General features: G+C 62.8%; 17 protein-coding genes. 6 read left to right on the forward strand and 11 right to left on the reverse strand.

The window, feature by feature from the left end; genetic code table 11:
* Positions 1-41: 41 nt before the first annotated feature.
* The 5 genes from R8871_RS09295 to deoC form a co-directional block, all read right to left on the reverse strand.
* The gene (locus tag R8871_RS09295; RefSeq protein WP_093632922.1) at positions 42-1046 is read right to left on the reverse strand and encodes an autoinducer 2 ABC transporter substrate-binding protein; all 1005 of its coding nucleotides are present in this window, start codon (positions 1044-1046) and stop codon (positions 42-44) included.
* 137 nt (positions 1047-1183) lie between these two features.
* Positions 1184-2251 (reverse strand): ABC transporter permease, encoded by a 1068-nt coding sequence (locus tag R8871_RS09300; RefSeq protein WP_175050169.1) that lies wholly within the window; start codon positions 2249-2251, stop codon positions 1184-1186.
* 34 nt (positions 2252-2285) lie between these two features.
* A complete protein-coding gene (rbsK, locus tag R8871_RS09305; protein WP_175050170.1) occupies positions 2286-3251 on the reverse strand; it encodes a ribokinase in 966 nt (321 codons plus the stop codon).
* Positions 3252-3413: 162 nt separating this feature from the next.
* Positions 3414-5807, reverse strand: a complete 2394-nt coding sequence (locus R8871_RS09310; protein WP_175050171.1) for an aldehyde dehydrogenase family protein — start codon at positions 5805-5807, stop codon at positions 3414-3416.
* A gap of 16 nt (positions 5808-5823) precedes the next feature.
* On the reverse strand, positions 5824-6834 hold the full coding sequence (deoC, locus tag R8871_RS09315; protein WP_175050172.1) for a deoxyribose-phosphate aldolase: 1011 nt from the start codon (positions 6832-6834) through the stop codon (positions 5824-5826).
* Positions 6835-7084: 250 nt separating this feature from the next.
* Here deoC and R8871_RS09320 point away from each other — a divergent pair, with 250 nt between their 5' ends.
* The 4 genes from R8871_RS09320 (at position 7085) to dinB (ending at position 12315) form a co-directional block, all read left to right on the forward strand.
* Positions 7085-8692: a sugar ABC transporter ATP-binding protein gene (locus tag R8871_RS09320; RefSeq protein ID WP_175050173.1), complete on the forward strand. Its 1608-nt coding sequence runs from the start codon at positions 7085-7087 to the stop codon at positions 8690-8692.
* On the forward strand, positions 8689-9690 hold the full coding sequence (locus tag R8871_RS09325; protein WP_175050174.1) for an ABC transporter permease: 1002 nt from the start codon (positions 8689-8691) through the stop codon (positions 9688-9690). Before R8871_RS09320 ends, R8871_RS09325 begins: the two co-directional genes overlap by 4 nt.
* Positions 9691-9819: 129 nt before the next feature.
* A complete protein-coding gene (locus R8871_RS09330) occupies positions 9820-10965 on the forward strand; it encodes a substrate-binding domain-containing protein (RefSeq protein ID WP_175050175.1) in 1146 nt (381 codons plus the stop codon).
* Between the two features lie 183 nt (positions 10966-11148).
* Positions 11149-12315 (forward strand): DNA polymerase IV, encoded by a 1167-nt coding sequence (gene dinB / locus R8871_RS09335; RefSeq protein ID WP_175050176.1) that lies wholly within the window; start codon positions 11149-11151, stop codon positions 12313-12315.
* On the opposite strand, the gene R8871_RS09340 is transcribed toward dinB, so the two are convergent.
* The 6 genes from R8871_RS09340 to R8871_RS09365 form a co-directional block, all read right to left on the reverse strand.
* Positions 12312-13736, reverse strand: coding sequence for a heavy metal sensor histidine kinase (locus R8871_RS09340; RefSeq protein ID WP_175050177.1), 1425 nt, complete (start codon positions 13734-13736; stop codon positions 12312-12314). The two genes, dinB and R8871_RS09340, sit on opposite strands and share 4 nt — an antisense overlap.
* Positions 13733-14419: a heavy metal response regulator transcription factor gene (locus tag R8871_RS09345; protein ID WP_091802526.1), complete on the reverse strand. Its 687-nt coding sequence runs from the start codon at positions 14417-14419 to the stop codon at positions 13733-13735. The genes R8871_RS09340 and R8871_RS09345 overlap by 4 nt, the downstream gene beginning before the upstream one ends.
* 79 nt (positions 14420-14498) lie before the next feature.
* Positions 14499-15986, reverse strand: coding sequence for an efflux transporter outer membrane subunit (locus R8871_RS09350; protein WP_175050687.1), 1488 nt, complete (start codon positions 15984-15986; stop codon positions 14499-14501).
* Between the two features lie 29 nt (positions 15987-16015).
* Complete coding sequence (locus R8871_RS09355; protein ID WP_175050178.1) at positions 16016-17239, reverse strand: efflux RND transporter periplasmic adaptor subunit; 1224 nt, start codon at positions 17237-17239, stop codon at positions 16016-16018.
* 41 nt (positions 17240-17280) lie between these two features.
* Positions 17281-20505: an efflux RND transporter permease subunit gene (locus R8871_RS09360; RefSeq protein WP_175050179.1), complete on the reverse strand. Its 3225-nt coding sequence runs from the start codon at positions 20503-20505 to the stop codon at positions 17281-17283.
* A gap of 319 nt (positions 20506-20824) precedes the next feature.
* On the reverse strand, positions 20825-21964 hold the full coding sequence (locus R8871_RS09365) for a mandelate racemase/muconate lactonizing enzyme family protein (protein WP_175050180.1): 1140 nt from the start codon (positions 21962-21964) through the stop codon (positions 20825-20827).
* 127 nt (positions 21965-22091) lie between these two features.
* Here R8871_RS09365 and R8871_RS09370 point away from each other — a divergent pair, with 127 nt between their 5' ends.
* Both R8871_RS09370 and R8871_RS09375 read left to right on the forward strand, forming a co-directional pair.
* Positions 22092-22985, forward strand: a complete 894-nt coding sequence (locus R8871_RS09370) for a LysR family transcriptional regulator (RefSeq protein ID WP_175050181.1) — start codon at positions 22092-22094, stop codon at positions 22983-22985.
* Between the two features lie 148 nt (positions 22986-23133).
* A complete protein-coding gene (locus R8871_RS09375; protein ID WP_175050688.1) occupies positions 23134-24087 on the forward strand; it encodes a dihydrodipicolinate synthase family protein in 954 nt (317 codons plus the stop codon).
* Positions 24088-24105 lie beyond the last annotated feature (18 nt).

The following is a 24105-nucleotide window of genomic DNA, read 5'->3' on the forward strand; positions in this document are numbered from 1 at the left end:
TCCCCCGAGGGGGACGCCGTGACACATGAAGCAAAAAACAATCAGAACGGATACTGCTTGTAGTTCGACTTGTCGACATTCACCCAGCCCTGACCGCGCACGATAATCCCTTTGCCTGGTCCCTTCGCAACGGTGACTTTGGTGTAGCCCGGAATGCCGAGATCGGCGCCGTTCTCGACCGTCTTGCCGTCGATCAGCATCTGCGCGACCTTATTCATCGCGATGCCGGCGAGCTTCGGATCCCAGAAAGCGATGCCGTTGATCGCGCCGCTCTCGAGGAACTTGCCAGCTTCTGTCGGCAGGCCCGTGCCGTAGACGCAGATCTTGCCCTGCATGCCGGCTTCTTCCACTGCGCGGCCGATGCCGATCACGTCGAGCGAGGACGAGCCCTGGAAGCCCTTCAGGTCCGGATGCTTGCGCAGCACTTCCTTCGCGACTTCATAGGCGCGCTCGCCGTCGTTGTTGGTTTCGAGTTTCGGTTCGACCAGATCCATCTTCGGATATTTGGCCTTGGCGTTGCCAATCCCGCCGTCGGCCCATTGCACCTGCGAGCGGCTGCCGAGCGAACCGACCAGCGCGACCCACTTGCCGTCGTCGTGCATGCACGAGGCGAGACGTTCGTTCAGGCCGGCGCCGTAGGCGGTGTTGTCGAATGCTTCGATGTCGACCATCGTGTTCTTCGCGTTGTCGGCCTCATGGGTCACCACCTTGATGCCGCGATCCATCGCCTTCTTCAGCGCCGGTTCCAGCGTCGGCGGATCGTAGGGCACCACGGCAATCGCCGTGACCTTCTTCGCGATCAGGTCTTCGATGATCTTCAGTTGCTGTGCCGCATCCGCGCGGCCCGGGCCGGTCTGATACGCGTTCACGCCCGGGTTGTCCTTCGCGAATTGCTTGACGCCGTCGTCCATCCGGTTGAACCAGTTGATACCGGTCACCTTGACGACCGTGACGATCGTCTCGTTGGTTGCAGCCTGCGCAGCGGCGATCACGCCTACGGTAAGAGCGCCTGCTGCGAGCGCGGCACCCAGTCGAGTCAATTTCATGCGATGTCTCCTTTATCCTTCGATGTAGTTCGATGTCGCCCTACTTCACCATCACGGACAGTCAGGGCTCGTTGTCCGCCGCGTACTGAAACCTGAATCTGAAACCTGGGTTGCGCCTTTCAAGGCTGTTTGGCGCGCTAACGTTTCGGAACTGCGCCGGAACCCGGAGCACTAGCACTAGCACTCCCACCACCACCGCCCCCGCCAAAACCGAAAATCGCCCGCACTCGCTCGCCGCCTGCAAACGCGAGTGACAGCAACAACAAGAATCCCCACGCGCAATCGCCGAAAAACTGCGACACGCCCAGCAGATTGAACAGACTCGAGAGAAACTGCAGCACGGTTGCGGCAAAGAACACGCAGATGATCCGGCCATGGCCACCGGCGGGATTCACGCCGCCCATCACCGCGATCAGGATGGCGATCAGCAGATAGGAATTACCGTAGTCCCATTTCGCGCTGGACGTATGGGTCGCGCTGATCAGCCCCGCGAGCGACGCCAGCACACCGCACATCGCATAAGTGGTGATCAGCATCCGCGCGCGCGGAATGCCCGCATAGAACGCCGCTTTGGGGTTGGTGCCCATCAGATAGAGACGCAGGCCGAACGGGCTGCGTCTGAGCAACCAGCCGAGCACGATCACGGCCGCGATAAAGATACAGAACGCGATCGGCACCTGAAACACGGTACCGTTGCCGATATTCGACAACGGGTCGACATAGTCGACATGCACCGAGGCGCCGTTGCTGAGCACCACCGCAAAACCCGTGAACAGCAACTGCGTGCCGAGCGTGCAGAGAATTGGCGTGAGCCTGAGGCGCGCGATCACCACACCGTTCAGGAGGCCGCCGAGCAGCCCCATCGTCACCACGATCACGCAGAAGAGCGATGTGTAGAGCGCGGGCGAATCGTCGCCGTTGACGAAGTGCGGCACGACGAGCGCCGCAACCATCCCGGACAGATTCGCGAGCCCGACACCCGACAGATCGATCCCGCCATTGCCCGACACCATCGACAACATGATGCCGAGCGCCAGCAAGCCGAGTTCGGGCAACTGTCCACCCATCGACTGGAGATTGTCGATGTCGACGAATTGCCCATGCGAAAGCCACGTCGCGACCAGCACGACGACTACGTTGACGATCAGCAGAAAATTCAGTTGCCGGTCGCCGAACATTTTTCCATCGGTAAACGAGGACTTCATGGTGAGCACGATCTCCTTCAGTCTTCGCGAACGGTCAGGACAGCGGCGAGGCGGCCTCGGCCGGCTGGTTCAACACGCGGTTCACTTCGTCGAGCATCGGCATGGAAGGCGCCGTGCCCGGACGGGTGACGGAAATGCCCGCCAGCGCGCAGCCGAAACGCAGCGCCGAGACGGCGTCGTCGCCGCGTGCAAGCGCCGCCGCAAAACCGCCTGTGAAGCCGTCACCGGCGCCGGCGGTCTCCACTACGCGGCCGCAGTGATAGGCCGGCACGAGTATCGATTGGCTTGCCGAGTGCAGCAGCGCGCCGCCCTCGCCCAGCGTGACGATCACCGCGCCGACACCTTTGGCGAGCAGTACGTCGGCGGCACGGCGCGCGTCGTCGGCATTCGCGATCGGCACGCCGGTCAGCGCGGTGGCCTCGGTTTCGTTCGGGGTGATGTAGTCGCACAACGGAAAGATGTCGTCGTCGAGCGGCAAGGCGGGCGCCGGATTGAACACGGTGATGACGCCGTGCCGGCGCGCCACTTCGAGCCCGCGACGCGCAGCAGCAAGCGGCTGTTCGAGTTGCGTAACGAATACGCGCGCGGCGGCGATATCGGCTTCGATCGCATCGACGTCGGCTGCCTCCATCGTGCCGGCCGCGCCGGAGGCGACGATGATGGCGTTCATGCCGGTGTTGTCGTCGACGAAGATATGCGCGGCGCCCGTGGACACGCCCTCGACCACCGAGGCGCGTGCGGTGATGCCTTCAGCGGCCCATGTGGCGCGCGCAATCTCGCCGAACGCGTCGTTGCCGATGCGCGTGCAGAACACTACTTCGGCGCCGGCGCGCGCCGCCGCCACCGCCTGATTCGAGCCCTTGCCGCCCGGTCCCATTGCGAACGCCGTGCCGGCGATCGTCTCGCCGATCAGCGGCATACGTCCGGCGCGAAACGTCAGGTCGGTAACGTAGATGCCGAGAATGACAACACGCCCGTTTCGTTGCAAAGACGTGCTCATTCGCGTTCCCCATGAGGCGCGTTGATCGTGAGGCATGCGTGCGGGGCATGTATTGCGCGCCGCACCGCGGTGTTCAATTGCAGATCCAGATGCTTCAGCACGTTGTCTCCTCCATTTTCTGGTTGGCGTGCGGGGTATTCAGGCGCGAGCGCCGGCTTTCAATCAGTCTCCGTACGGTATCCAGATGTTCTTCACCTGCACGGCCTGACGCAGGAACGGCCGGCCTTCGCTCGAACGGTCGAACCAGTCGAACTGGCGGCCGTGATCGACGAACGTACGCTTCAGATTGCCGATCGACTCGCGCTCGACCAGCGTCGAATCCGCCGCGTTGCCGAAACACCAGACGGCATCGACGTCGTCGTGTTTGGCGAGCGCCGGCAACAACGCACCACGTTCACCCGTGACGATGTTCAGCACACCAGCGGGCACATCCGACGTTTCGACTACCTGATAAAAGTCCGTCACCGTGAGCGGACACGCCGCGCTCGGCAACACCACCACACGATTGCCCATGGCCAGCGCGGGCGCCGCCAGCGAGATGAAACCGAGCAACGGCGCTTCGTCCGGACAGGCAATGCCAATCACGCCGAGCGGCTCATGCATCGCCAACGCGACGCCGCGCAGCGGCGGCGTATGCACGGCGCCGTCAAACTTGTCGGCCCACGCCGCGTAAGTGAAGAGACGCGCTACCGCCGCCTCGACCTCCGCATGCGCCGCCGCTTGCGTCGCACCGTTTCTTGTCACGAGTTGCCGCGCGAACTCGTCCGCGCGAATGGCCAGGTTCTCCGCGAGATAGAACAGCACCTGGGCACGATTATGCGTACTCGCCTGCGACCACTTCTGCGCTGCGCGCGCCGCTTCGACCGCGTTGCGAATGTCCTTGCGGTTGCCCTCGCCCACTTCACCGACCAGCCTCCCATCCGGCGCGTGAACCGGCAACGAATAGCCGCTGTCCGGACGCACCTGCTTGCCGCCGATAAAGAGCTTCGCGGTGCGATCGATCAGCGTGACGTTCGATAACGGATCGCGCTCGCCTGCGCCTGCCGTCGGTTCCGCGCGCACAGGCTGACGGACAGCAAGATTGAGCCACGCACGCGGTTTCAGATATTCGTAGATGCCCTCACGGCCGCCTTCGCGACCATAGCCCGACTCGCGGTAACCGCCGAAGCCGACCGCCGCATCGAACAGATTGGTCGCGTTGATCCACACGACGCCGCAGGCAAGCCGTGGCGCGATATCGAGCGCGCGGCCAATGGTTTCGCTCCACACGCTCGCGGCGAGTCCGTAGCGTGAATTGTTGGCGAGCGCAATCGCCTCATCCGGCGTGCGAAAGCTCATCGTGACCAGCACCGGTCCGAAGATTTCTTCCTGCGCGAGAGTCGAAGCCGGCGCCACACCGGTGACGAGCGTGGGTGGATAGAAGCAGCCGCCGGCGGGCATCGTCGTATCGGGCGACTGCCACACCGCACAGCCTTCGCGCCGCCCGGTTTCCACCAGCGACTCGATGCGTTCGAGCTGCACCGGATCGACGATCGCACCGATGTCGATACTTTTATCGAGCGACGTACCGACGCGCAGCGTTTCCATGCGGCGCTTCAGCTTCGCAATGAAGCGCGCTTCGATGCCTTCCTGCACGAGCAGGCGCGAACCCGCACAGCAGACCTGCCCCTGGTTGAACCAGATCGCGTCGACCACACCTTCGACGGCGCCATCGAGATCGGCATCGTCGAACACGATGAAGGGCGACTTGCCACCGAGTTCGAGCGTCAGCGATTTGCCCGAGCCCGCCGTGGCTGCGCGAATCAGGCGTCCCACTTCGGTCGAGCCGGTGAACGCGATCTTGTCCACTTTCGGATGTTCGACGAGCGCCGCGCCGGTGCGGCCGTCACCCGTCACGACGTTCAGCACGCCTGCCGGCAAGCCGGCCCGATGGGCAAGTTCGGCGAACAGTAACGCGGTAAGCGGCGTGTATTCAGCCGGCTTCAACACGACGCAGTTACCCGTCGCAATCGCCGGTGCGATCTTCCACGCGAGCATCAGCAGCGGAAAATTCCACGGCACGATCTGCCCGACGACCCCAAGCGGCGCGTAGTCGGCGAATTCGCTCTCCTGCAATTGCGCCCAACCCGCGTGATGCAGGAAGTGCCGCGCGACCAGCGGCACGTCGATATCGCGTGTCTCACGGATCGGCTTGCCGTTGTCGAGCGCTTCGAGCACGGCAAAAAGACGGCTATGACGCTGCACCATGCGCGCGAGCGCATACAGATGCCGCGCCCGTCCGGCGCCGCCGAGCGCGAGCCAGCCCGGCTGCGCGGCGCGCGCGGCCGCTACCGCCGCGTCGACGTCGGCCGCATCGCCCTGGGCGATCCCGGCAAGCCGGCCGCCCGTGGCAGGTGCGTGCGAAACGAAGTGCTCACCGGCGGCCGGCGCATGCCACGCCCCGCCGATGAAATGCCCGAAGCTCGCCTCATGCTGCGCGAGCCAGGCGCGCGCGGGCTGATCGTCCTCGGGTGCGGGACCGTACTCCATCGATGAAAAATACTCGGCTACGCTCATGGGATCGGTCTTCTGTTCAGGCTACGGGGTGACGGTTGAAAGCGGAGTAACGACCGCTCACGTGATGTTCGAGCTGGCGTTCGATATCGGCCAGCAGGCTCGATGCGCCGATACGGAACAGCTCCGGTTCGAGCCACGGGCGGCCGAGCTCTTCCTTCATGAGGATCTGATAGGACAGCACCGACTTCGCGCTCGACACGCCGCCTGCCGGTTTGAAGCCGATCGGCACACCGGTGCGCTCCTGGTATTCGCGGATCATGCGCACCATCACCAGCGAGACGTCCAGCGTGGCATTGACGCCTTCCTTGCCGGTCGACGTCTTGATGAAGTCCGCGCCAGCCATCATGCAGACCATCGAGGCGCGCGCCACATTGGAGATCGTGCGGATGTCGCCAGTCGCCAGAATCGCCTTCAGATGCGCGGGGCCGCAGGCTGCGCGGAAGTCGCGCACTTCGTCGTAGAGCGCCTGCCAGTTGCCGGTCAGCACATATTCACGCGTGACGACGATGTCGATTTCCTGCGCGCCATCCGCGACCGAAGCCTCGATCTCTTTCAGCTTCAGCGGATGCGGGATCAGCCCGGCGGGAAACCCGGTCGACACCGCCGCGACCGGAATGCCGCTGCCTTGCAGCGCATCCACCGCCGCCGCGACGAAACGGTGATAGACGCAGACCGCACCCGTCGTGATGCCTTGCGGCGCAATGCCGAGCGCTTCGAGCAGATCGGCCCGCACCGGTTGGCGCGCTTTCGCGCACAGGCGGCGCACACGGCCTTCGGTGTCGTCGCCGTTGAGCGTGGTGAGGTCGATGCAGGTGACGGCTTTCAGCAGCCAGGCCGCCTGCGCATCTTTCTTGACGGTACGGCGCGTGGCAAGCGTCGCCGTGCGCCGTTCGACCGCCGACTGGTTGACGCGCAAGCCGTCCAGCCAGGACGCGTCGAACGGCATGCCCGGGTTGCGCACCGGGTGAATGAGCGGGCCGCCGCGCAGCGCGACGACCGAAGAAGAAAGCACAGGGGCTTCAGGCATAAGACATCCGAAAATTTGATGCGGCGCACAACAGCCGCCGACAATTTGTTCCCACTTATGCTACAACGATTGATAGAATCATAACAAGCTTTCCGCTTCAATCATCACATAAGCAGGCACCTAAGCCCTGTAAGCGCCACCAATGTTATTGACGCACCATATTCATGATGCGAAGATCACAACACGGTTTTGGCCGACAGCACCATACAAAGAAAAGAATGTCGTCGTATTGACGAAGGAGACATGCCAGATGAGTGAGCCGGTTGCGGTCACGGCCGCGTCATCGCCTCAGGTTCCATTGATCCGTGTTGCGGGCGTCACCAAGCGATTTGGCGGCGTACAGGCGCTACGCGGCGTCAGCCTTGATGTGTTGCCCGGCGAAGTGCACGCGTTGCTCGGCGAAAACGGCGCGGGCAAATCCACGCTGATCAAGATCCTCAGCGGCGTTCACACCTATGACGACGGCGTCATCGAGATCGATGGCCAGACAGTGGCGTTCGAGTCGCCGGCGCGATCGCGTGAGGCAGGTGTGGCCGTGGTCTACCAGGACCTGAGCCTCGTCGAATCGCTGTCGGTCGGCGCCAATCTGATGCTGGGGCGCGAGCCTCGCACACGTCTCGGCTTTGTGAAGAATCGCCAGCTCATGGCAACGGTCAGCGAATTTCTCCGCTCGCACGGCATCCCGCTCGATCCGCGCACCGCGGTTGGCGCGTTGCCGTTCGCGTACCGGCAAATGACTGAAATCTGCAAGGCGCTGATGGGCGACGTGCGAGTTCTGATTCTCGACGAACCGACCTCGGCGCTGACGGGCGGCGAAGAGCAGATTCTGTTCGACGCGATTCGCGCGGTCACGAATCGCGGCGTGGGCGTGATCTACGTGACGCATCGGTTAAACGAGGTGTTTCGTATTTCACAGCGCGTCACCGTGTTTCGCGATGGCGCCAATGCGGGCACGTTCTCGACGGCCCAAACCGATATGAAGCAGCTGGTCGCGGCGATCGTCGGTCCCGGCCATGCCGCGTTGCAGGCACGGGAGAGGACGGCTGTCGGCGCTACCGGCGATGACTCCGCTGTTGGAGCGCAAACATCGGCCGCGTCCAATGCCGCCGTGGCACCCGTTCTCAAGTTGTCGAACGTGAGCAATGACAGGCTTCACGACGTCGACCTCACGGTTCGTCCTGGCGAGATTCACGGGCTTGCGGGATTGATCGGCAGCGGGCGCACGGAGATTCTGCAAACCATCTTCGGCATTCGAAAAATCGAGGCGGGCGCCATCGAGATCGACGGTCAATCGCGCTCGCGTATCACGCCCGCCGAATCCATCCAGCTCGGCGTAGCGTTGGTGCCGGAGGATCGTCATCTTGAAGGGCTTGTGCTCGATCATTCGATCGAACGCAACCTGACCTTGCCGCGGTTGCCGCAATTTTCTCGCTGGGGATGGCTGCGCAGCCAGGCGGCCGTCAACCAGGCGAAGCGCTCGATGAAAGAGCTGGCCGTCAAGGCGCCGGGCTCATCGACTGCGGTCAAGTTTTTATCCGGCGGCAACCAGCAGAAAGTGGTCTTTGCGAAGTGGAATCATCCGCGCCCCACGCTTCTTTTACTCGACGAACCCACTGTCGGCGTCGACGTCGGCGCACGCGAGGAGATCTACGGCGTGGTCCATGACGCCGCGCGAGCCGGCACCGCCGTGCTCGTCGTTTCCTCGGACCTCGATGAACTGTTGCGCCTGTGCGGCCGGATTTCGATCGTTGCGGACGGCTCTATCGTCAAGACCGTCGAGCGCGCCGAGCTTGCCAATGCCGAAGCGCTTCATCACCTGATTCAACTGTCCCGTTCCTCCATCGAGCACGCAATATGAACGACTCTGTCTCGCCGCTGACGGCTAAACGGCAGGCATCGCCACCGCAGAAGAGCCGTATGCGGCGCCTCGCGCAACTCCTCCTGCAAGGCGACCGGCCCTATGCGCTCTACGGCGCGTTCGCGATTCTGCTGGTGGTGTTCAGCTTCGCGTCGCCGTGGTTTCTCTCCATCGACAACTTCCTGAATATCGGCCGGCAAACCGCATTGGTCTCGATCGTCGCGATCGGCATGACCTTCGTGATCATTGCGCGGCAGATCGATCTGTCGGTGGGGTCGACCTTGGCGCTCTCGGGCATGTCCGCGGCGCTCGCCATGTCGCATGTCGGCGACAGCTGGATCATCGGCGCGATTGCCGGCATTGGCACCGGCGCAATCGTCGGCGCGATCAACGGGGTGGTGACCACACGGCTGAACATTCCGTCGTTTCTCGTCACGCTCGGCACCTTGAGCGCGGCACGCGGACTCGCGCTCATGGTGACGACAACCCGGCCCGAGATCATCACCAACGACTCGTTCATCTCGATCTTCGGCGAGGGCGATATTGCCGGTGTGCCGGTACCGATCATCTGGACAGCGCTGACCGTAATCGCCGGCATCCTGCTGCTGCATTTCAGCGTGTTCGGCCGGCAGATCTATGCGGCCGGCGGCAATCCGACAGCGGCGCTCTACTCCGGCATCAACACGCGGCGCGTGACCACTCTCGCCTTCATTCTCACCGGCGCACTAGCCGGGCTTGCGGCGCTCGTGCTCGCCGCACGTTCGCATGCGGCGCGGCCCGACGTCGTGCAAGGGCTCGAACTCGATGTGATTGCTTCCGTAACGCTCGGTGGTTGCAGCCTGTTTGGTGGCCGTGGTTTCGTACTCGGCACGCTGCTCGGCAGCCTCATCATCGGCACGCTCAATAACGGGCTGGTGCTGCTTGGCGTCAGTTCGTCGCTGCAACTGGTGATCAAGGGCGCGATTATCGTCGCGGCTGTGGCCTTTACCAGGAAATGAGCAGGAAGTGATTCAGGAAGTAACCAGGGAAATGAGGAAAGCACGTCGATCACGCGAGATGTCACGTGCCCGCGTTGTTCGTGAATGCAGGAGACGTAACACAAACATGAAGACCAACGGAGAAGAATCATGAAACATCGTCGTGGCTCAAGAAGTGTTCTACCCACTCTCATGGCGGCCGCCGCCGTCCTGGCGCTGGCGTCGCCGGGTGTCTACGCGCAATGCGTGACCAGCCTGCCGGCCGGTTCGATCGGACCGAAGACGATTGTCGGGCAAGGGCCGAACGGCGAAAAAGCGGCCTCGGTGGATGCAGTGAAGCTAAGCGACGCCGACATCGCCAAAATCAAAGCCGGCAAGTTCAAGGTCGGCATTTCGATGCAGACCATGAATCTCGACTGGTCGCAATTGCAGGTGCAAGGCATTACGGACACGCTCAAAAAATATGGCGTGGAAGTGATCGGCACGGCTTCGGCGGAATACCAGGTCGACAAGCAGATCGCGGACATCGAGAACACAATCCAGCGCCACCCGGACGGCATCATCTCCATTCCGGTCGACGGAACGGCCACGGCCGCCACGTACAAGAAAGTGTCAGAAGCCGGGATCAAACTCGTGTTCATGGACAATGTGCCGACCGGCCTGAAGCATCCTGAGCAATACGCGGCGATGATTTCCGCCGACAGCGAAGGCAACGGCCAGATCGCCGCGAAAGTGCTAGCCTCGTGCGTCCCGCAGGGCGCCACGATCGGGCTGGTGAATTTCGGCGTGGACTACTTCAGCACAACGGAACGCACCAAGGCTGTCAACGACTGGATCAAGAAGAATCGTCCGGACATCAAGGTCAAACAGGTCGCGTTTACGGACCCGTCGAAGGTGGGCCAGATCGCGGGCGATTTCCTCACCGGGAATCCGGATGTGAAGGGGCTGTTCGCCGTCTGGGATCAACCGGCGCTCGACACGCTGACTTCAATGCGCGCGCAAGGCGTGAATATTCCTGTCACGACGGTCGATCTGGGCCTTCAGTCCGCGATCGAGATCGCCAAGGGCGGACCGCTCAAGGCAACCGGCTCGCAACGCCCGTACGATCAGGGCGTGGCCGAGGCGATGGCGATGATGAAGGCGCTGATCGGCCAGACGCCGCCGGCGTGGATCGGCGTGCAGTCGCTGCCGGTGGTTCAGTCGAATGTGCTCGAGTCGTATAAGACGGTGTTCAAGAAAGACCCGCCGCCCCAGCTTGCGGACGCATGCAAGAAAGCGAAGCCGGCTTGCGGCTGATGCTAGAGGCGCGGCACCTTGCCCCGGCGGAGCAAGGTACTATTACGGTTTGGCGTCCGGCGTGCAGCGCATCATGGCTAGCACGTCCTGACGCCCGACGCAGCAAGCCATACGATCGGGCCGCACGGCACATGGTTCGACTGCTATGCTCGCTGCCCGCACCGTCATCCGTTTCCGCCAGCCATGAGTTCTGCAAGCCGCCACATCGCGCACCTGGACATGGACGCGTTCTACGCGTCCGTTGAACTGTTGCGCTATCCGGAACTGCGCGGCAAGGCGGTGGTGATCGGCGGCGGCCGCAACGCCGTGCCGCAAACACTGGAAGACGGCAGCCTTCGCTTTGCGAAGCTGCGCGACTACGCCGGCCGCGGCGTGGTGACCACCTCGACCTACGAAGCCCGCGCGCTCGGCGTGTTCTCCGCGATGGGCATGATGAAAGCCGCCGTGCTCGCGCCGGAGGCGATTCTGCTGCCCACCGATTTCGAATCGTATCGTCACTACTCGCGGCTGTTCAAGGCGGCGGTCGCCACCTTCACGGATCGGATCGAAGACCGCGGCATCGACGAAATCTATATCGACCTCACCGAATTGCCGGGCGAGCCGCGCGAGATCGCCGCGCGCATCAAGCAGGCCGTCAATCAGGCGACCGGCCTCACCTGCTCCATTTGCGTGGCGCCGAACAAGCTGCTCGCGAAGATCGGCTCCGAACTCGATAAACCCGACGGCCTCACGATCCTCACGCCTGCGGATGTGCCGTTGCGCGTCTGGCCGTTGCCGGTGCGCAAAGTCAATGGAATCGGGCCGAAGGCCGCGGAAAAACTCACCTCGCTCGGCCTCGCCACGGTCGGCGATCTGGCAGCGGCGGACGCGGGCCTGTTGCAGGACAACTTCGGGCGCAGCTACTCGGCGTGGCTCATGCAGGTCGCGCAAGGCTACGACGAGCGGCCGGTCGTGGTCGAATCGGAACCCAAGTCGATGAGCCGCGAGACGACCTTCGAACGCGATCTGCATCCACGTCACGATCGCCCGGCGCTCTCCAGTTCGTTTACCAGCCTGTGCGTGCGGGTCGCGGAAGATCTGGTGAGAAAGGGCTATGTGGGCCGCACCGTGGGCATCAAGCTGCGCTACGACGACTTCCACACGGTCACGCGAGACCTGACGCTCGAGGAGCCGACCGCCGACGCCACCGAGATCCGGCGCGCCGCAACCGAATGTCTGAGAAGAGTGGAATTGAACCGCAAGCTGCGGCTGCTGGGTGTGCGCGTAAGCGCATTGACGCCGGCCAACGCACAACCGGCGAAGCGGCGCGTACCGGTTCAGGCCGACTTGCCTTTTAACAGCGAAGATTAACCTGCAGCTTCCGCGGGGACACCGGCATTCGTACGCGCCGCCGGCAAACTGGCTTCCACACTCGACGACGCAATCGAAAACGCAAACGTGTTGACACCGTTCGCACTTTCCACCGACACCGTGCCGCGATGCATCTCGGCAATCGCCTTCACGATCGCAAGACCCAGGCCGTGGTTTTCGCGGCTATTGGTGCGAGACACTTCCGCACGATAGAACCGGTCGAACAGATGTTCGAGCACGGCCGGCTCGATCGGCTCGCCCGGGTTGGCCACCGCTACGCGCAACTGATCCGCGACTTCCAGGATCGTCACCGTGATCGCCGCGCCGGGCGCACAGTGTTGAATCGCGTTCATCAGCAGATTCGTGCAGGCGCGGCCGAACAGCGAGCGGTTCACCCGCGCCACCGCATCGCCGCGCAACTGCGCATGCACGCGTGCTTCTTCCAGCGGAATCTCCAGAAATTCCAGCGTGTGCGCAACTTCCGCGGCCAGCGACACCTCGACGAGGCCCGTCGCGCGCTCGCCCTGATCGGCGCGAGCGAGGAACAGCATGTCGTTGATAATCGCGCGCATGCGTTCGAACTCTTCAAGATTCGATTGCAGCGTATGACGTAAATCGTCGACCGAACGGTTGCGTGTCAACGCCACTTCGGTCTGGCCGATCAGAATCGTCACCGGCGTACGCAATTCATGGGCAACATCTGCGTTGAACGATTCGAGGCGGCCGTATGCGCCGTCCAGACGTTCGAGCGCGCCGTTGAACGAGTTGGCCAGATCGCTCAATTCGAGCGGCAGCGAGGCCGTATTCAGACGCTGTGAGCGGTTATTCGGGCTCACCGCGGATGCTTCTCGCGTCAGACGCGTCAAGGGAGCAAGCCCGATTCTCGTCACCGAGTAACTCAGCAGCAGCACGGCGAGACTGCCCAGCGCGGACAGCGCGGCGAGCGCCGCCCCGAACACGCGCATTGTGCGGGTATTCGGCGAACAACTGGCGGCGACCTGCAATTGCACAGGCGGGCGGGCCCCGTAAGCCGGTATCGTCACCGAGATGGTCAGCATGTCCGCGCCGCCGCCAACCGGCGATACCCTCGTATAGCCACCCTGCCAGTTCGACACCACCGGCCCCTCGATGGGCTTGCCATAGTGAAAATACGGATCGGTACTCGACACCGCATACACGGTGCTGCCGTCATGCGGCATCATGTCCGTCAGCTTTTCGCGGGCCATGCGCCACTTCTCCGGCGTCACCGCGTGATAGACGATGATGCGCGCGATCTCGGTACGATCGTCGAGCGATTCGCGCAAATGGTGTTCGAGCTGCGTGCGCAGTACCAGAAACAGCCCGGTGCCGACCAGCGTGAATACCAGTAGCGCCACGAGCGCGAACATCAACGCAAGGCGGCGCGCGATTGAACGGTTCATGATTGCTCTGCCTCTTCACGCACTTCGAGCACGTAGCCCATCCCGCGCACGGTGTGCAGCAGTTTCGAGGAAAACGGGCCGTCGAGCTTGGCGCGCAATCGTTTGATCGCGGTCTCGACCACGTTCGTATGGCTGTCGAAGTTGACGTCCCACACGAGTTCGGTGATGGCGGTCTTCGAAAGGATGTCGCCTTGCCGGCGCGCCAGTACGCTCAGCAACTGGAATTCCTTGGCGGTCAGATCGAGGCGTACGCCGTCGCGGGTAGCGCGACGTCCGATCAGATCGACGAACAGATCGCCGACGGAAATCAGCGTCGACTCCTGCGAACGCGTGCGGCGCGCCAGCGCATGCAGCCGCTCGACCAGTTCGAGGAAGGAAAAGGGTTTGGTGAGGTAGTCGTCGGCGCCTTCGCGCAAGCCCCGCACGCGGTCGTTCACGTGATCGCGGGCGGTCAGCATGATGACCGGCGTCGACTTGCGCATGCGCAGCGCCTTCAGCACGCTGAAGCCGTCGCGTTTGGGCAGCATGACATCGAGGACGATCACGTCGTAATCGAATTCGGTGGCCAGATGCATGCCTTCCTCGCCGTCGAGCGCGACGTCGACAACCCAGCCCTGCTCTGTCAAACCGGAGCGCAGGTAGTCCACCACCTTATGCTCGTCTTCAACGATCAGCAATTTCATGCGCGTCCCCTTGTATCTGCATTATACGAAACGCCTCGTTTTTCCTCTTTCCTGTCTGGCCGTGTCATTGTCGGTCGGCTCACTTCGCGGGAGCCATCGCCTCCTTCGTTGCGTTGCCTGGCGGCTGCGCGCTCGCTACGTCCGCGGCATTCCAGCCGCCGCCCAGCGCCTTCACCAATGAAACCGAGAGGGTCATCTGCTGGCCGTGGATCTGCACGTCCTGACGCTCGCTGGTGAGCAACGACTGCTGCGCGGTGATGACGTCGAGGTAAGCCACGAGGCCGCCCGAATAACGATCGTTGGCGAGCGCCAGAAGATGCTGCGCATCGGTCACGGCCTCACGCGACTGCTTCGACGCGCCATCCAGAACTGAGAGACCCGTGATGCCGTCCTGCACCTGCTGGAATGCGTTGAGCACGGTCTGCCGGTAGTTCGCCTCGGTGGCCTTGTAGCCTTCGCTCGCAAATTGCACGTTCGCTGCGCGGCGGCCGCCGTCGAACAGCACCTGGCCCACGGCCGCGCCGAGCGTCCACATCAGCGTCGGCGCACTAAACAGGCTCGCGAACTGCGTGCTTTCCCAGCCGATGCTCGGCGTCAGCGTCAGGCTCGGAAAGAACGCCGCCTTGGCGACGCCGATCTGCGCGTTCGCCGCGGCCATCGCACGCTCCGCCGAGGCGATATCCGGACGGCGTTGCAAGACATCGCTCGGCAACCCGAGCGGAATCGCCGGCACCTGCGTGTCGAGCACTTTGGGCTCGATCGCGAATTGCGGCGCGGGCACGCCGACCAGCGCGGCAATCGCATGTTCAAACTGTGCGCGCTGATTCAGCAGGAGTTGCGCCTGCACCCGCGTCGAATCGAGCAGCGACTTCTGTTGCAACACGTCGAGCCCGGACACCGAGCCGAGGTCGTGCTCGGTCGTGACGTAATCGAGCGCCTTTTGCTGCAGTTTCACCGATTGATTCAACACGTCGATCTCGGCGTCGAGTTCACGCAGCGAGAAATAGTCGGTGGCAAGATCGGTGGTGAGGACGAGCCGTGCGTTGGCGAGGTCGTCGGCCGATTGCTGCGCGGAAGCCGCAGCGCCTTCCACTTCACGACGTATCCGCCCGAATAGATCGGTGTCGTAGTTGATCGTCGGGCCGAGTTGCAGATTGTTCTGTACTGTCGACGTGGTCGGCGTGCCGTAATTGGTCAGCGGGCGATCATGCGAAATTCTGAAGCGCGACCCGGACGCCCCCAGATCAACTTCCGGAATCTGCTGCGCACGGGTGTTCGCCAGCGTCGCCTTGGCCTGCGCGTAATGTGCGCTTGCCGCGGCCAGTGTCTGATTCTGCGCAAGTGCCTGCGTTTCCAGCGTACCGAGCGTCTGATCGCCGAAGGCGCTCCACCAGTCCAGCGAAATAGGCGCATGCGAAGGCGCGGCGACGCGCCAGTACGAATCCGTTTGCCAGCTCGGCGGCACCTCGGCTTGCGGCCGCTGATAATCCGGGCCGACTGTGCACGCCGCCAGCAACGCTGCGCTCGCGGTGGCCGCCAGCGCCGTTAGTGTCGCTCGCGATGTCAGTGCCCGATAAGCGCTCGCCTGCTTCGCGATCACGACGCCCCCTTGCCACTTTTCTGCGGCTGCGTGATCAGCACGTGGTCGCCGTCCGCGATCGAATCGCTCGGGTTGATGATGACCTTGTCGTTCGCCTCGATCCCGCTTTCGATTTCAAGCGACTGCCCGAGATCCTGCGCGATCACGACCTTGTGCAAGGCCACATTGCCGTTCCCATCGACCACCGCGACCCGCGGGCCTTCGGCGCGGAACAGCAAGGCATTGCCCGGCACCGTCAGTTTCGCATGCGCCGCCGCCGGCACAGCCACCTGCACATACGCACCGGGCCGCAGCTTGTCGTCAGGATTCGGTAAGGTCACTTCGACTTGCAACGAACGGGTCGGCACGTCGATCGCGCCTGAGATATGCGTGATCGTGCCGTGGAACTGCTGCCCCGGCAATTCGGCCTGCGTCACCACCACCTTCTGCCCGACCGACACATTTTGTGCGTACGCCTGCGGCAGTTGCACGTAGACCCGCAACGGATCCGATTGCGCGAGCGCGAACAGCGCGCGGCTCGTGCCGCTGCCCGCGTCGATCAGATCGCCGACATCGACATTGCGCTGCGTGACGACGCCCGAAAACGGCGCGACGATGCGCTTGAACGATTCGAGTTGCTGCAGGCGCTTCACGTTGGCATCGGCGGCGGCGAGGTTGGCCAGGTCCTGCGTGTAGGTGCTGGTCCGTTCGTCGAGCTCCTGCTGCGAAACCGCATCGCGTTGACGCAGTTGCTGCCAGCGTTCCATCGAGCTTTTGGCGAGGCCGAGACTCGAACTGGTTTGCGCGCGCTGCGCCAACGCCTGGGCAAGCTCCTGATCGATCTCAGGCGTATCCAGATCGGCGAGCAGTTGCCCCTGCTTCACGCGCGTGCCGATATCGGCGTACCAGTGCAGCAGATAACCGGTGGAGCGCGCGAAGATCGGCGATTCCACAAAGCCGCGCAACGTGCCCGGCAACAACGTGTTGCCGCCACCCTCGGTTTGCGCCGGGCTCACCACGTTCACATACTGCGTGGCGTTCTGCTTCGTCGTCTCGGCGACCGAGCGGCTTTGCAGAACATTCGCGATCACCGTGCGCAACGCACCCACGGCGAGCAGCGCCAGCACGATCCAGATGGCGATTTTGGCGCGCTTCCATTCGCGATTGCGCGGCGGCAAGGCGTGACCGCCTTCGGTCTCTCGCGCGGGAATCGCCAGCGATGCATGGGTTTTTTCGGTCATCTCAGTCAGCCATCTCAGTCAGCCGTCATTTACATTGAACGTTACGCGGGCTTGCCTGCGCCGCCGTGGTCAGGCGCGGGGCCGTCGTTGCCGTGGCCGCCCGTGGTATCCGTGTCGTCATCGTCGCGATGGCGCCGCGCGAGGCGGGTATGAATGCCCGCGAACACGAGTGGCACGAAAAACAGCGTGGACACGGTGGCGAACAGCAAGCCACCGATCACCGCGCGGCCCAGCGGCGCATTCTGCTCGGCGCCCTCGCCGAGACCCAGCGCCATCGGAATCATGCCGATGATCATCGCGAACGCCGTCATCAGCACCGGCCTGATCCGGCTTGCGCCCGCTTCGAGCGCGGCGGTGAGCGGCGGCGCGCCGGAGGAGAGCCGCTGGCGTGCGAACGACACCATCAAAATACTGTTGGCAGTGGCGACGCCCATCGTCATGATCGCACCCGTCAAGGCCGGCACGCTCAAATGCGTGCCCGTCAGGAACAGCATCCATACGATGCCCGCCAGTGCCGCGGGCAATGCGCTGACGATGATCAGCGGATCGACCCACGACTGGAAATTCACCACGATCAGCAGGTACACCAGCACGATGGCCATCGCCACGCCGATCCCGAGACCGAAGAAAGAACTGCGCATGGTCTGCACCTGCCCGCGCAAGGTGATCTGGCTACCGCGCGGCAACGAGGCCCGCACGTTGTTCACCAGCTTGTCGACCTGAGTGGCCACGCTGCCCAGATCGCGCTTTTCGACGCTCACGTACAGGTCGATCACCGGCCTGATGTTGTAGTGTGTGACTTCCGCGAACTGGTTCTGCGGCGAAACCCGCACGAGGTTGCCCAGCAGTTGCGTCGGACCGTTGGCCGAGGCGGAGACTGGCGTGCGCAACAACTCATCGATCGACGAAATCTGATATTGCGGTGTTTGCACCGCGACACTGTATTCGACACCGTTCTTGTTGTTGAACCAGAAACCCGGCGAAGTCTGCGAACTGCCCGACAGGGAAATCAGCACATTTTGCGCCACGTTGCTCGCACTCAGATTGAGTTGCTGCAGGCGCGTACGATCCATCTGAAGATTGATCGCCGGTTCGTCCAGTTTCTGCTGGATGTGGGTGTCGACGGTGCCGGGAATCATCCGCACCTGCTTGAGCAGCTTGCGCGCGACATCGAAGTTGCCCTGCTGATCCGCGCCGGAAATTTGCACGTCCACGGCGGCGGGCAAGCCGAAGTTGAGAATCTGCGTGACGATGTCGGCCGGTTGAAAGAAGAACTCGACGCCCGGAAAACGCTGCGGCAGGATCGCGCGCAGTTTGTCCATATAGATTTGCGTCGGGTGGTGGCCTTCGTTCAGGGCCACCTGAATTTCGCCGTCGAGCGTGCCGATCGTGCCCGCGTTGCTATACGAAAGATTGATACCGCTATACGGCAAACCGAGGTTATCGAGGATCGTACCGAGTTCGTCGGCCGGCACGACCTCGCGGATCACTTTCTCGACTTCGTCCGCGAGACGTGCGGTTTCCTCGATGCGCGTGCCGGTCGGCGCACGCATGTGGAGACGGATGTCGCCGGCGTCGACGCTCGGAAAGAAGTCTTCACCGAGCACGAAAACCAGACCCATCGACACCACGCAGAACCCGAGGAACAGGGTGCCGAACATGCCGCGCCGCACCAGCACGCTGCTGAGAATCACGATGTAGGTAGACCGCATGCGCTCGAAGCCGTGATCGAAACGCAGGTAGATACGCCGGAACACACTCGGCCTGGCATCGGCCTTGGGCTTGTGCGCATGGCCCATCAGCAACATGGCCAACGTCGGCACCAGCGTACGCGACAGAACGTACGAGGCGAGCATCGCGAACACCACCGCTTCGGCAAGCGGCACGAACAGATAACGTGCGACGCCGGTCAGGAAGAACATCGGCACGAACACGATACAGATACACAGCGTCGAGACGAGTGCCGGTATCGCGATTTCGCCGGCGCCGTCGAGAATCGCATCGTGCAGATTCGTGCCCATATGCAGGTGCCGTTCGATGTTCTCGATCGTCACCGTTGCATCGTCGACCAGAATCCCGACCGCGAGCGCAAGGCCCCCCAGCGTCATGATGTTGATGGTTTGCCCGAGCGCATGCAGGGCGATCAGCGAAGACAGAATCGACAGCGGAATCGAAATCGCGATGATGCAGGTGCTGCGCCAATTGCCGAGGAACAGCAGGATCATCGCGGCGGTCAACGCAGCGGCAACCAGGGCTTCACGCACCACGCCCTGCACCGCCGCTTTCACGAACACGGACTGATCGAACAGGGCCGTGATGTTCAGGTCCGGCGGCAACGCGGCGCGCGCGGCCGGCAGAATGCCTTGCAGCGTATTGACGATCGAAAGCGTCGAGGCACTACCGTTCTTCAGCACCGACATCAGCACGCCGCGGTGTCCGTCCTGTCGCACGATGTTGGTCTGCGGCGAGAAGCCGTCGCGCACGTGAGCGACTTCACGCAGGTACGTCGTCGCGCCGTTGAGCGTGCGCACCGGAATGTCGTTGAGCCCTTCCACCGTGGCGGGCGAGCCGTTCATATTGATCGTGTATTCCTTCGGCCCGATCTTGGCCGTACCGGTCGGCAGAATCAGGTTTTGCGCGTTGAACGCGCTCACCACATCCGAAGGCGTCAGGCCTTTTGCGAGCAACGCGCGCGTATCGAGGTCGACAGAGATTAACCGCGATTTACCGCCGTACGGGTACGGTACGGCCGCGCCCGGAATCGTCACCAGTTGCGGGCGCAGGAAGTTCAGCGCCGTGTCGTTGAGCGCCTGCTCGGAGAGCTTCGGGCTCGACAAACCAAGCTGGATCACCGGAATGCTGGAAGCCGAATAGCTGATCACCAGCGGCGGCGTCGCGCCTGGCGGCATCTGCTTGAGCTGCGCCTGTTCGACGGCCACGGTTTGCGCGATCGCGGTCTGGATGTTCGCGTTCGGCTGCAGGAAGACCTTGAGAATCGTGATGCCCGCAAGCGACTGCGATTCAATGTGCTCGATGTCGTTGACCGTGGTGGTCAGGCTGCGCTCGTTGACGGACGTGATGCGGTTGGCCATGTCTTCGGCCGACAACCCCGTGTAATTCCAGATGATACTGACCACCGGAATATTGATCTCCGGCAGCACGTCGACCGGCGTGGTCAACAGCACAAATGGCGTCGCCAGCAAGATCAGAATGGCCATCACGATGAACGTGTATGGCCGCTTAAGCGCAACGTTGACGATCCACATGAAACGCGCCCGGGAAAATGCAGGTAAGGAATGGGATGGGTGAATCCGTACCTATGCTAGATCGGTAGTACCAACGCCTGCATGGCGCCAAAATGGCCGGATTGTCAGGAAGGCTAATGTAAGGATGGACGGTGGTTCAAACGCCCGCAACATCATGCTGCGCAAACGTTTGATGAGGTGGAGATAGACGATTTTAAGGGGGCAATTAAAGGCATGACTCGCCGGCCTCATGCGAGACATGCCTTTATATTTTATCGCGCAATGCTATTACCTTATCTTACGTACGGATCTTGCGTACGGATTGCCTTATGCAAACACTTTACGTTCGATTAGCGATTGAGCAGACCGTCCACTTGCCGTACTTCGCTACCTCACGCTCGTCGAAGTCGAAGCCGAGGCCGGGTGTCTGATGCAATACGATGCGCCCGTTCCTGTGGCCAAGCTGACGATCGATCAGGCGGCGGAAATTGAGCACCTGATCGTCCCAGAAGTACTCCACGTAACGCGCATTAGGTGTGGCCGCAACCAACGGTGCATGCACGTCATGGAACCAGTGCGGGCACATCACCACGCCGTAGCTCGCGGCAGTCGCCGCGATCCGCCGCCATTCGCTGATACCGCCGCACACTACCGCATCGGTTTGCAGGATCGCCGCGCCGCCCTTGTCGAGCAGTTCCTTGTGATACCAGCGGCCATAACCGATTTCGCCGGTCGCCACCGGCACGCGCGTCAGTCTGGCGAGGCGCGCGTGGTTGTCGATATCGTCAGGGGAAAAAGGCTCTTCCACGAAGTACGGATCGTATTGCTCGATCCGCCGCAGATGCTGCAAAGCCTGGGTCGTGTCGGTCCAGCCGTTGTTGATGTCGATCATCAGTTCGACATCCGGGCCGATCGCTTCGCGCGCGGCGCGCACGCGCGCTTCTTCTTCGCGTGGTGAGAGGCGGCCGCCTTTCATCTTCACGGCCTTGAAACCCATCTCGACGTAGCTCGCCATTTCTTCGCCGAGCATGCCGGCGGACTTGCCTTCGAGGTAATAGCCGCCGCTCGCATAGGCGGGCACGGTTTCGAGCTCGACTGCGCCAAGGTACTTGTGCAACGGCACGTTATGGCTGCGCGCATTCAGGTCCCACAGCGCCGTGTCGAGAATACTGATTGCGCGCATCACGGTGCCGGCACGGCCTTGTAGCAAGGCCTCCTGATACATCGCCTGCCAGAGGCCCTCGACCGCATATGAGTCCTGACCGACCAACACCGGCGCCAGCAATTGTTCGACGGCCACGCGCAGCAGTTCGCCCCCCGCGCTGCCGACATAACAGAAGCCGATCCCTTCCACACCGTCGGTCGAGCGCACTTTCACCAGACCATAGTGACGCGTCGAGACCGTGCGCGTTGCAAATGACGTCACGCGATCGAGCGGCACACCCGCCGCGCAAACCGACACCGATTCAATCCTTGGCATTTCCACACTCCTCCATGTTTGCTGGCCGTCCGCGTCCGATGCGCGTTCGGTGAGATCGAAGTGTGATAGCCGTGAGGCGTCAAAAACAGTATCCTCTGGCTTCTTCAAAAGATAAAAATTCTATTCGATGGACTCGCGCTACCTGCAGAGCTTTGTCTATGTGGTCGAACTCGGGTCGATCGCCGAAGCCGCGCGCAGGCTCGATCTGACGCCCGCCGCCGTCGCGCAGCGCGTGAAGATGCTCGAACAGGAACTCGGTGCGAAGCTGGTGCGCCGGTCGGGCCGCACAGTCGGCACGACCGAGGCCGGCGAGCGCATTCTGGAGCGCGCCCGCGCGGTGCTGCACGATATCCGCGACCTGAAATCCGACCTGAACGACGAATCGGTACTCGCCGGTCAACTGCGTCTGGGCGGCACGCCCACCATGATGACGAGCCTGATTCCCGACGTGCTGGCCGGTCTGCTCGCGCGGCATCCGCAGATCGACATCTATCTGGAACCGGGCAACTCGGTCGACCTCTACCGCAAAGTGGTGAGCGGCGATCTCGATGCTGCGATGCTGGTGCAGCCGCTCTTCGATTTGCCGAAAAGTTGCGACTGGCACACGTTTCGTGAGGAACCGCTGGTGCTGCTCACGCCCGCGTCGATGCAGGTCGACGATCCGCACGCCGTGCTGCAGCGCGAGCCGTTCGTACGTTATGACCGCAACGTGGTCGGCGGGCAACTGGCCGACGGGTATTTGCGGCAGCACGGTATCCAGCCGCATCAGCGCTGCGAGCTCGACGGGCTCGACGCCATCGCGGTGATGGTGGATCGCGGGCTCGGCGTCTCGCTGGTGCCGGACTGGTTGATGACGCGCTTCTCCGGGCTGTCGCTCGCGAAATGGCCCTTGCCGCATGCGTTTCCAAAGCGCGTGGTCGGCCTGTTGTGGGGGCGCTCGTCGGCACGCATGCGGCTCGTCCACGCATTCCTCAAAGCCGCGCAGGAACTGAACGCCGCGCCCGGCGAGACACAAAAATAATTAACGTTTGAAGCAAGCGGCTCGCGCTTCTTCGCTGTTCACGCTCACGCAATACTGCGTCGGCGCCTGAATGCTTCGCCCCCGCTTGCCGGGCATGGCATTCAGCGACGCGACCTACACGAACATCGAAGGAGACATTCCCATGAGCATGCTCATGCCGGGCTTGCGCGGCGTCCTGTCGCCGGTACTTACGCCGTTCAACGCCGACCGCTCGCCCTCACCTGCCCGTTTCGTCAATCATTGCCGCTGGCTGTTGCGTCAGGGCGTGGGACTGGCCGTATTCGGCACCAACTCGGAAGCGAACTCGCTGACCGTGAGCGAAAAGCGCGCGCTGCTCGACACTCTGCTCGACGCCGGTTTGCCGCCCGAGCGGATGATGCCCGGCACGGGCGCATGCGCGCTGCCCGATGCGATCGAACTCACGCGTCATGCAGTGAACAGCGGTTGCGCCGGTGTGCTGATGCTGCCGCCGTTTTTCTACAAAGGCGTGAGCGACGAAGGCCTGTTTCGCGGCTTTGCCGAGGTCATCGAAGCGGTGGCCGATGCACGCCTGCGCGTCTATCTGTATCACATCCCGCCAGTCGCTCAGGTCGGTATCAGTTTCGACTTGATCGAGCGTCTGCTCATGCGCTATCCCGGTGTGATCGCCGGCATCAAGGACAGTTCCGGCGACTGGACTCACACCGCCGCACTGCTGAAGGAATTCCAGAGCGACCGCTTCGACGTCTTCGCCGGCACGGAAACGCTGTTGCTGCCGACCCTGCAGAATGGCGGCGCCGGTTGCATCACGGCGACCGGCAACGTCAACGCGGCCGCGATCGTGCGTCTCGCTGATCACTGGCGCGAAGCGGACGCCGCCGCACAGCAACAGCGTCTGAACGACACCCGCGCGATCTTCCAGCGCTACCCGATCATCGCCGCGATGAAAGCCGCGATCGCGTGGCAATCGGGCGATCCGCACTGGACCACGATGCGCCCGCCGCTGATCGAACTCGACGACGCGCAGCAACACGAACTGCAACAGGCGCTCACGCAAATCGGCTTCGAAATCGAAGACGCGTCAACACTTGCCGCCGACCTTCAGGAGACCAGCGCCGCCTAGCCATGGAAACGCGGCTCA

Origin of the sequence: Paraburkholderia sediminicola (genome assembly GCF_902859805.1) — a bacterium.
Classification (GTDB): Bacteria; Pseudomonadota; Gammaproteobacteria; order Burkholderiales; family Burkholderiaceae; genus Paraburkholderia; species Paraburkholderia sediminicola.

What these genes read in the sequence shown, in the direction of transcription:
- R8871_RS09295 (WP_093632922.1), bottom strand. Translation starts at nt 1,046, where the DNA reads ATGAAATTGACTCGACTGGGTGCCGCGCTCGCAGCAGGCGCTCTTACC.
- R8871_RS09300 (WP_175050169.1), bottom strand. Translation starts at nt 2,251, where the DNA reads ATGAAGTCCTCGTTTACCGATGGAAAAATGTTCGGCGACCGGCAACTG.
- rbsK (WP_175050170.1), bottom strand. Translation starts at nt 3,251, where the DNA reads ATGAGCACGTCTTTGCAACGAAACGGGCGTGTTGTCATTCTCGGCATC.
- R8871_RS09310 (WP_175050171.1), bottom strand. Translation starts at nt 5,807, where the DNA reads ATGAGCGTAGCCGAGTATTTTTCATCGATGGAGTACGGTCCCGCACCC.
- deoC (WP_175050172.1), bottom strand. Translation starts at nt 6,834, where the DNA reads ATGCCTGAAGCCCCTGTGCTTTCTTCTTCGGTCGTCGCGCTGCGCGGC.
- R8871_RS09320 (WP_175050173.1), top strand. Translation starts at nt 7,085, where the DNA reads ATGAGTGAGCCGGTTGCGGTCACGGCCGCGTCATCGCCTCAGGTTCCA.
- R8871_RS09325 (WP_175050174.1), top strand. Translation starts at nt 8,689, where the DNA reads ATGAACGACTCTGTCTCGCCGCTGACGGCTAAACGGCAGGCATCGCCA.
- R8871_RS09330 (WP_175050175.1), top strand. Translation starts at nt 9,820, where the DNA reads ATGAAACATCGTCGTGGCTCAAGAAGTGTTCTACCCACTCTCATGGCG.
- dinB (WP_175050176.1), top strand. Translation starts at nt 11,149, where the DNA reads ATGAGTTCTGCAAGCCGCCACATCGCGCACCTGGACATGGACGCGTTC.
- R8871_RS09340 (WP_175050177.1), bottom strand. Translation starts at nt 13,736, where the DNA reads ATGAACCGTTCAATCGCGCGCCGCCTTGCGTTGATGTTCGCGCTCGTG.
- R8871_RS09345 (WP_091802526.1), bottom strand. Translation starts at nt 14,419, where the DNA reads ATGAAATTGCTGATCGTTGAAGACGAGCATAAGGTGGTGGACTACCTG.
- R8871_RS09355 (WP_175050178.1), bottom strand. Translation starts at nt 17,239, where the DNA reads ATGACCGAAAAAACCCATGCATCGCTGGCGATTCCCGCGCGAGAGACC.
- R8871_RS09360 (WP_175050179.1), bottom strand. Translation starts at nt 20,505, where the DNA reads ATGTGGATCGTCAACGTTGCGCTTAAGCGGCCATACACGTTCATCGTG.
- R8871_RS09365 (WP_175050180.1), bottom strand. Translation starts at nt 21,964, where the DNA reads ATGCCAAGGATTGAATCGGTGTCGGTTTGCGCGGCGGGTGTGCCGCTC.
- R8871_RS09370 (WP_175050181.1), top strand. Translation starts at nt 22,092, where the DNA reads ATGGACTCGCGCTACCTGCAGAGCTTTGTCTATGTGGTCGAACTCGGG.
- R8871_RS09375 (WP_175050688.1), top strand. Translation starts at nt 23,134, where the DNA reads ATGCTCATGCCGGGCTTGCGCGGCGTCCTGTCGCCGGTACTTACGCCG.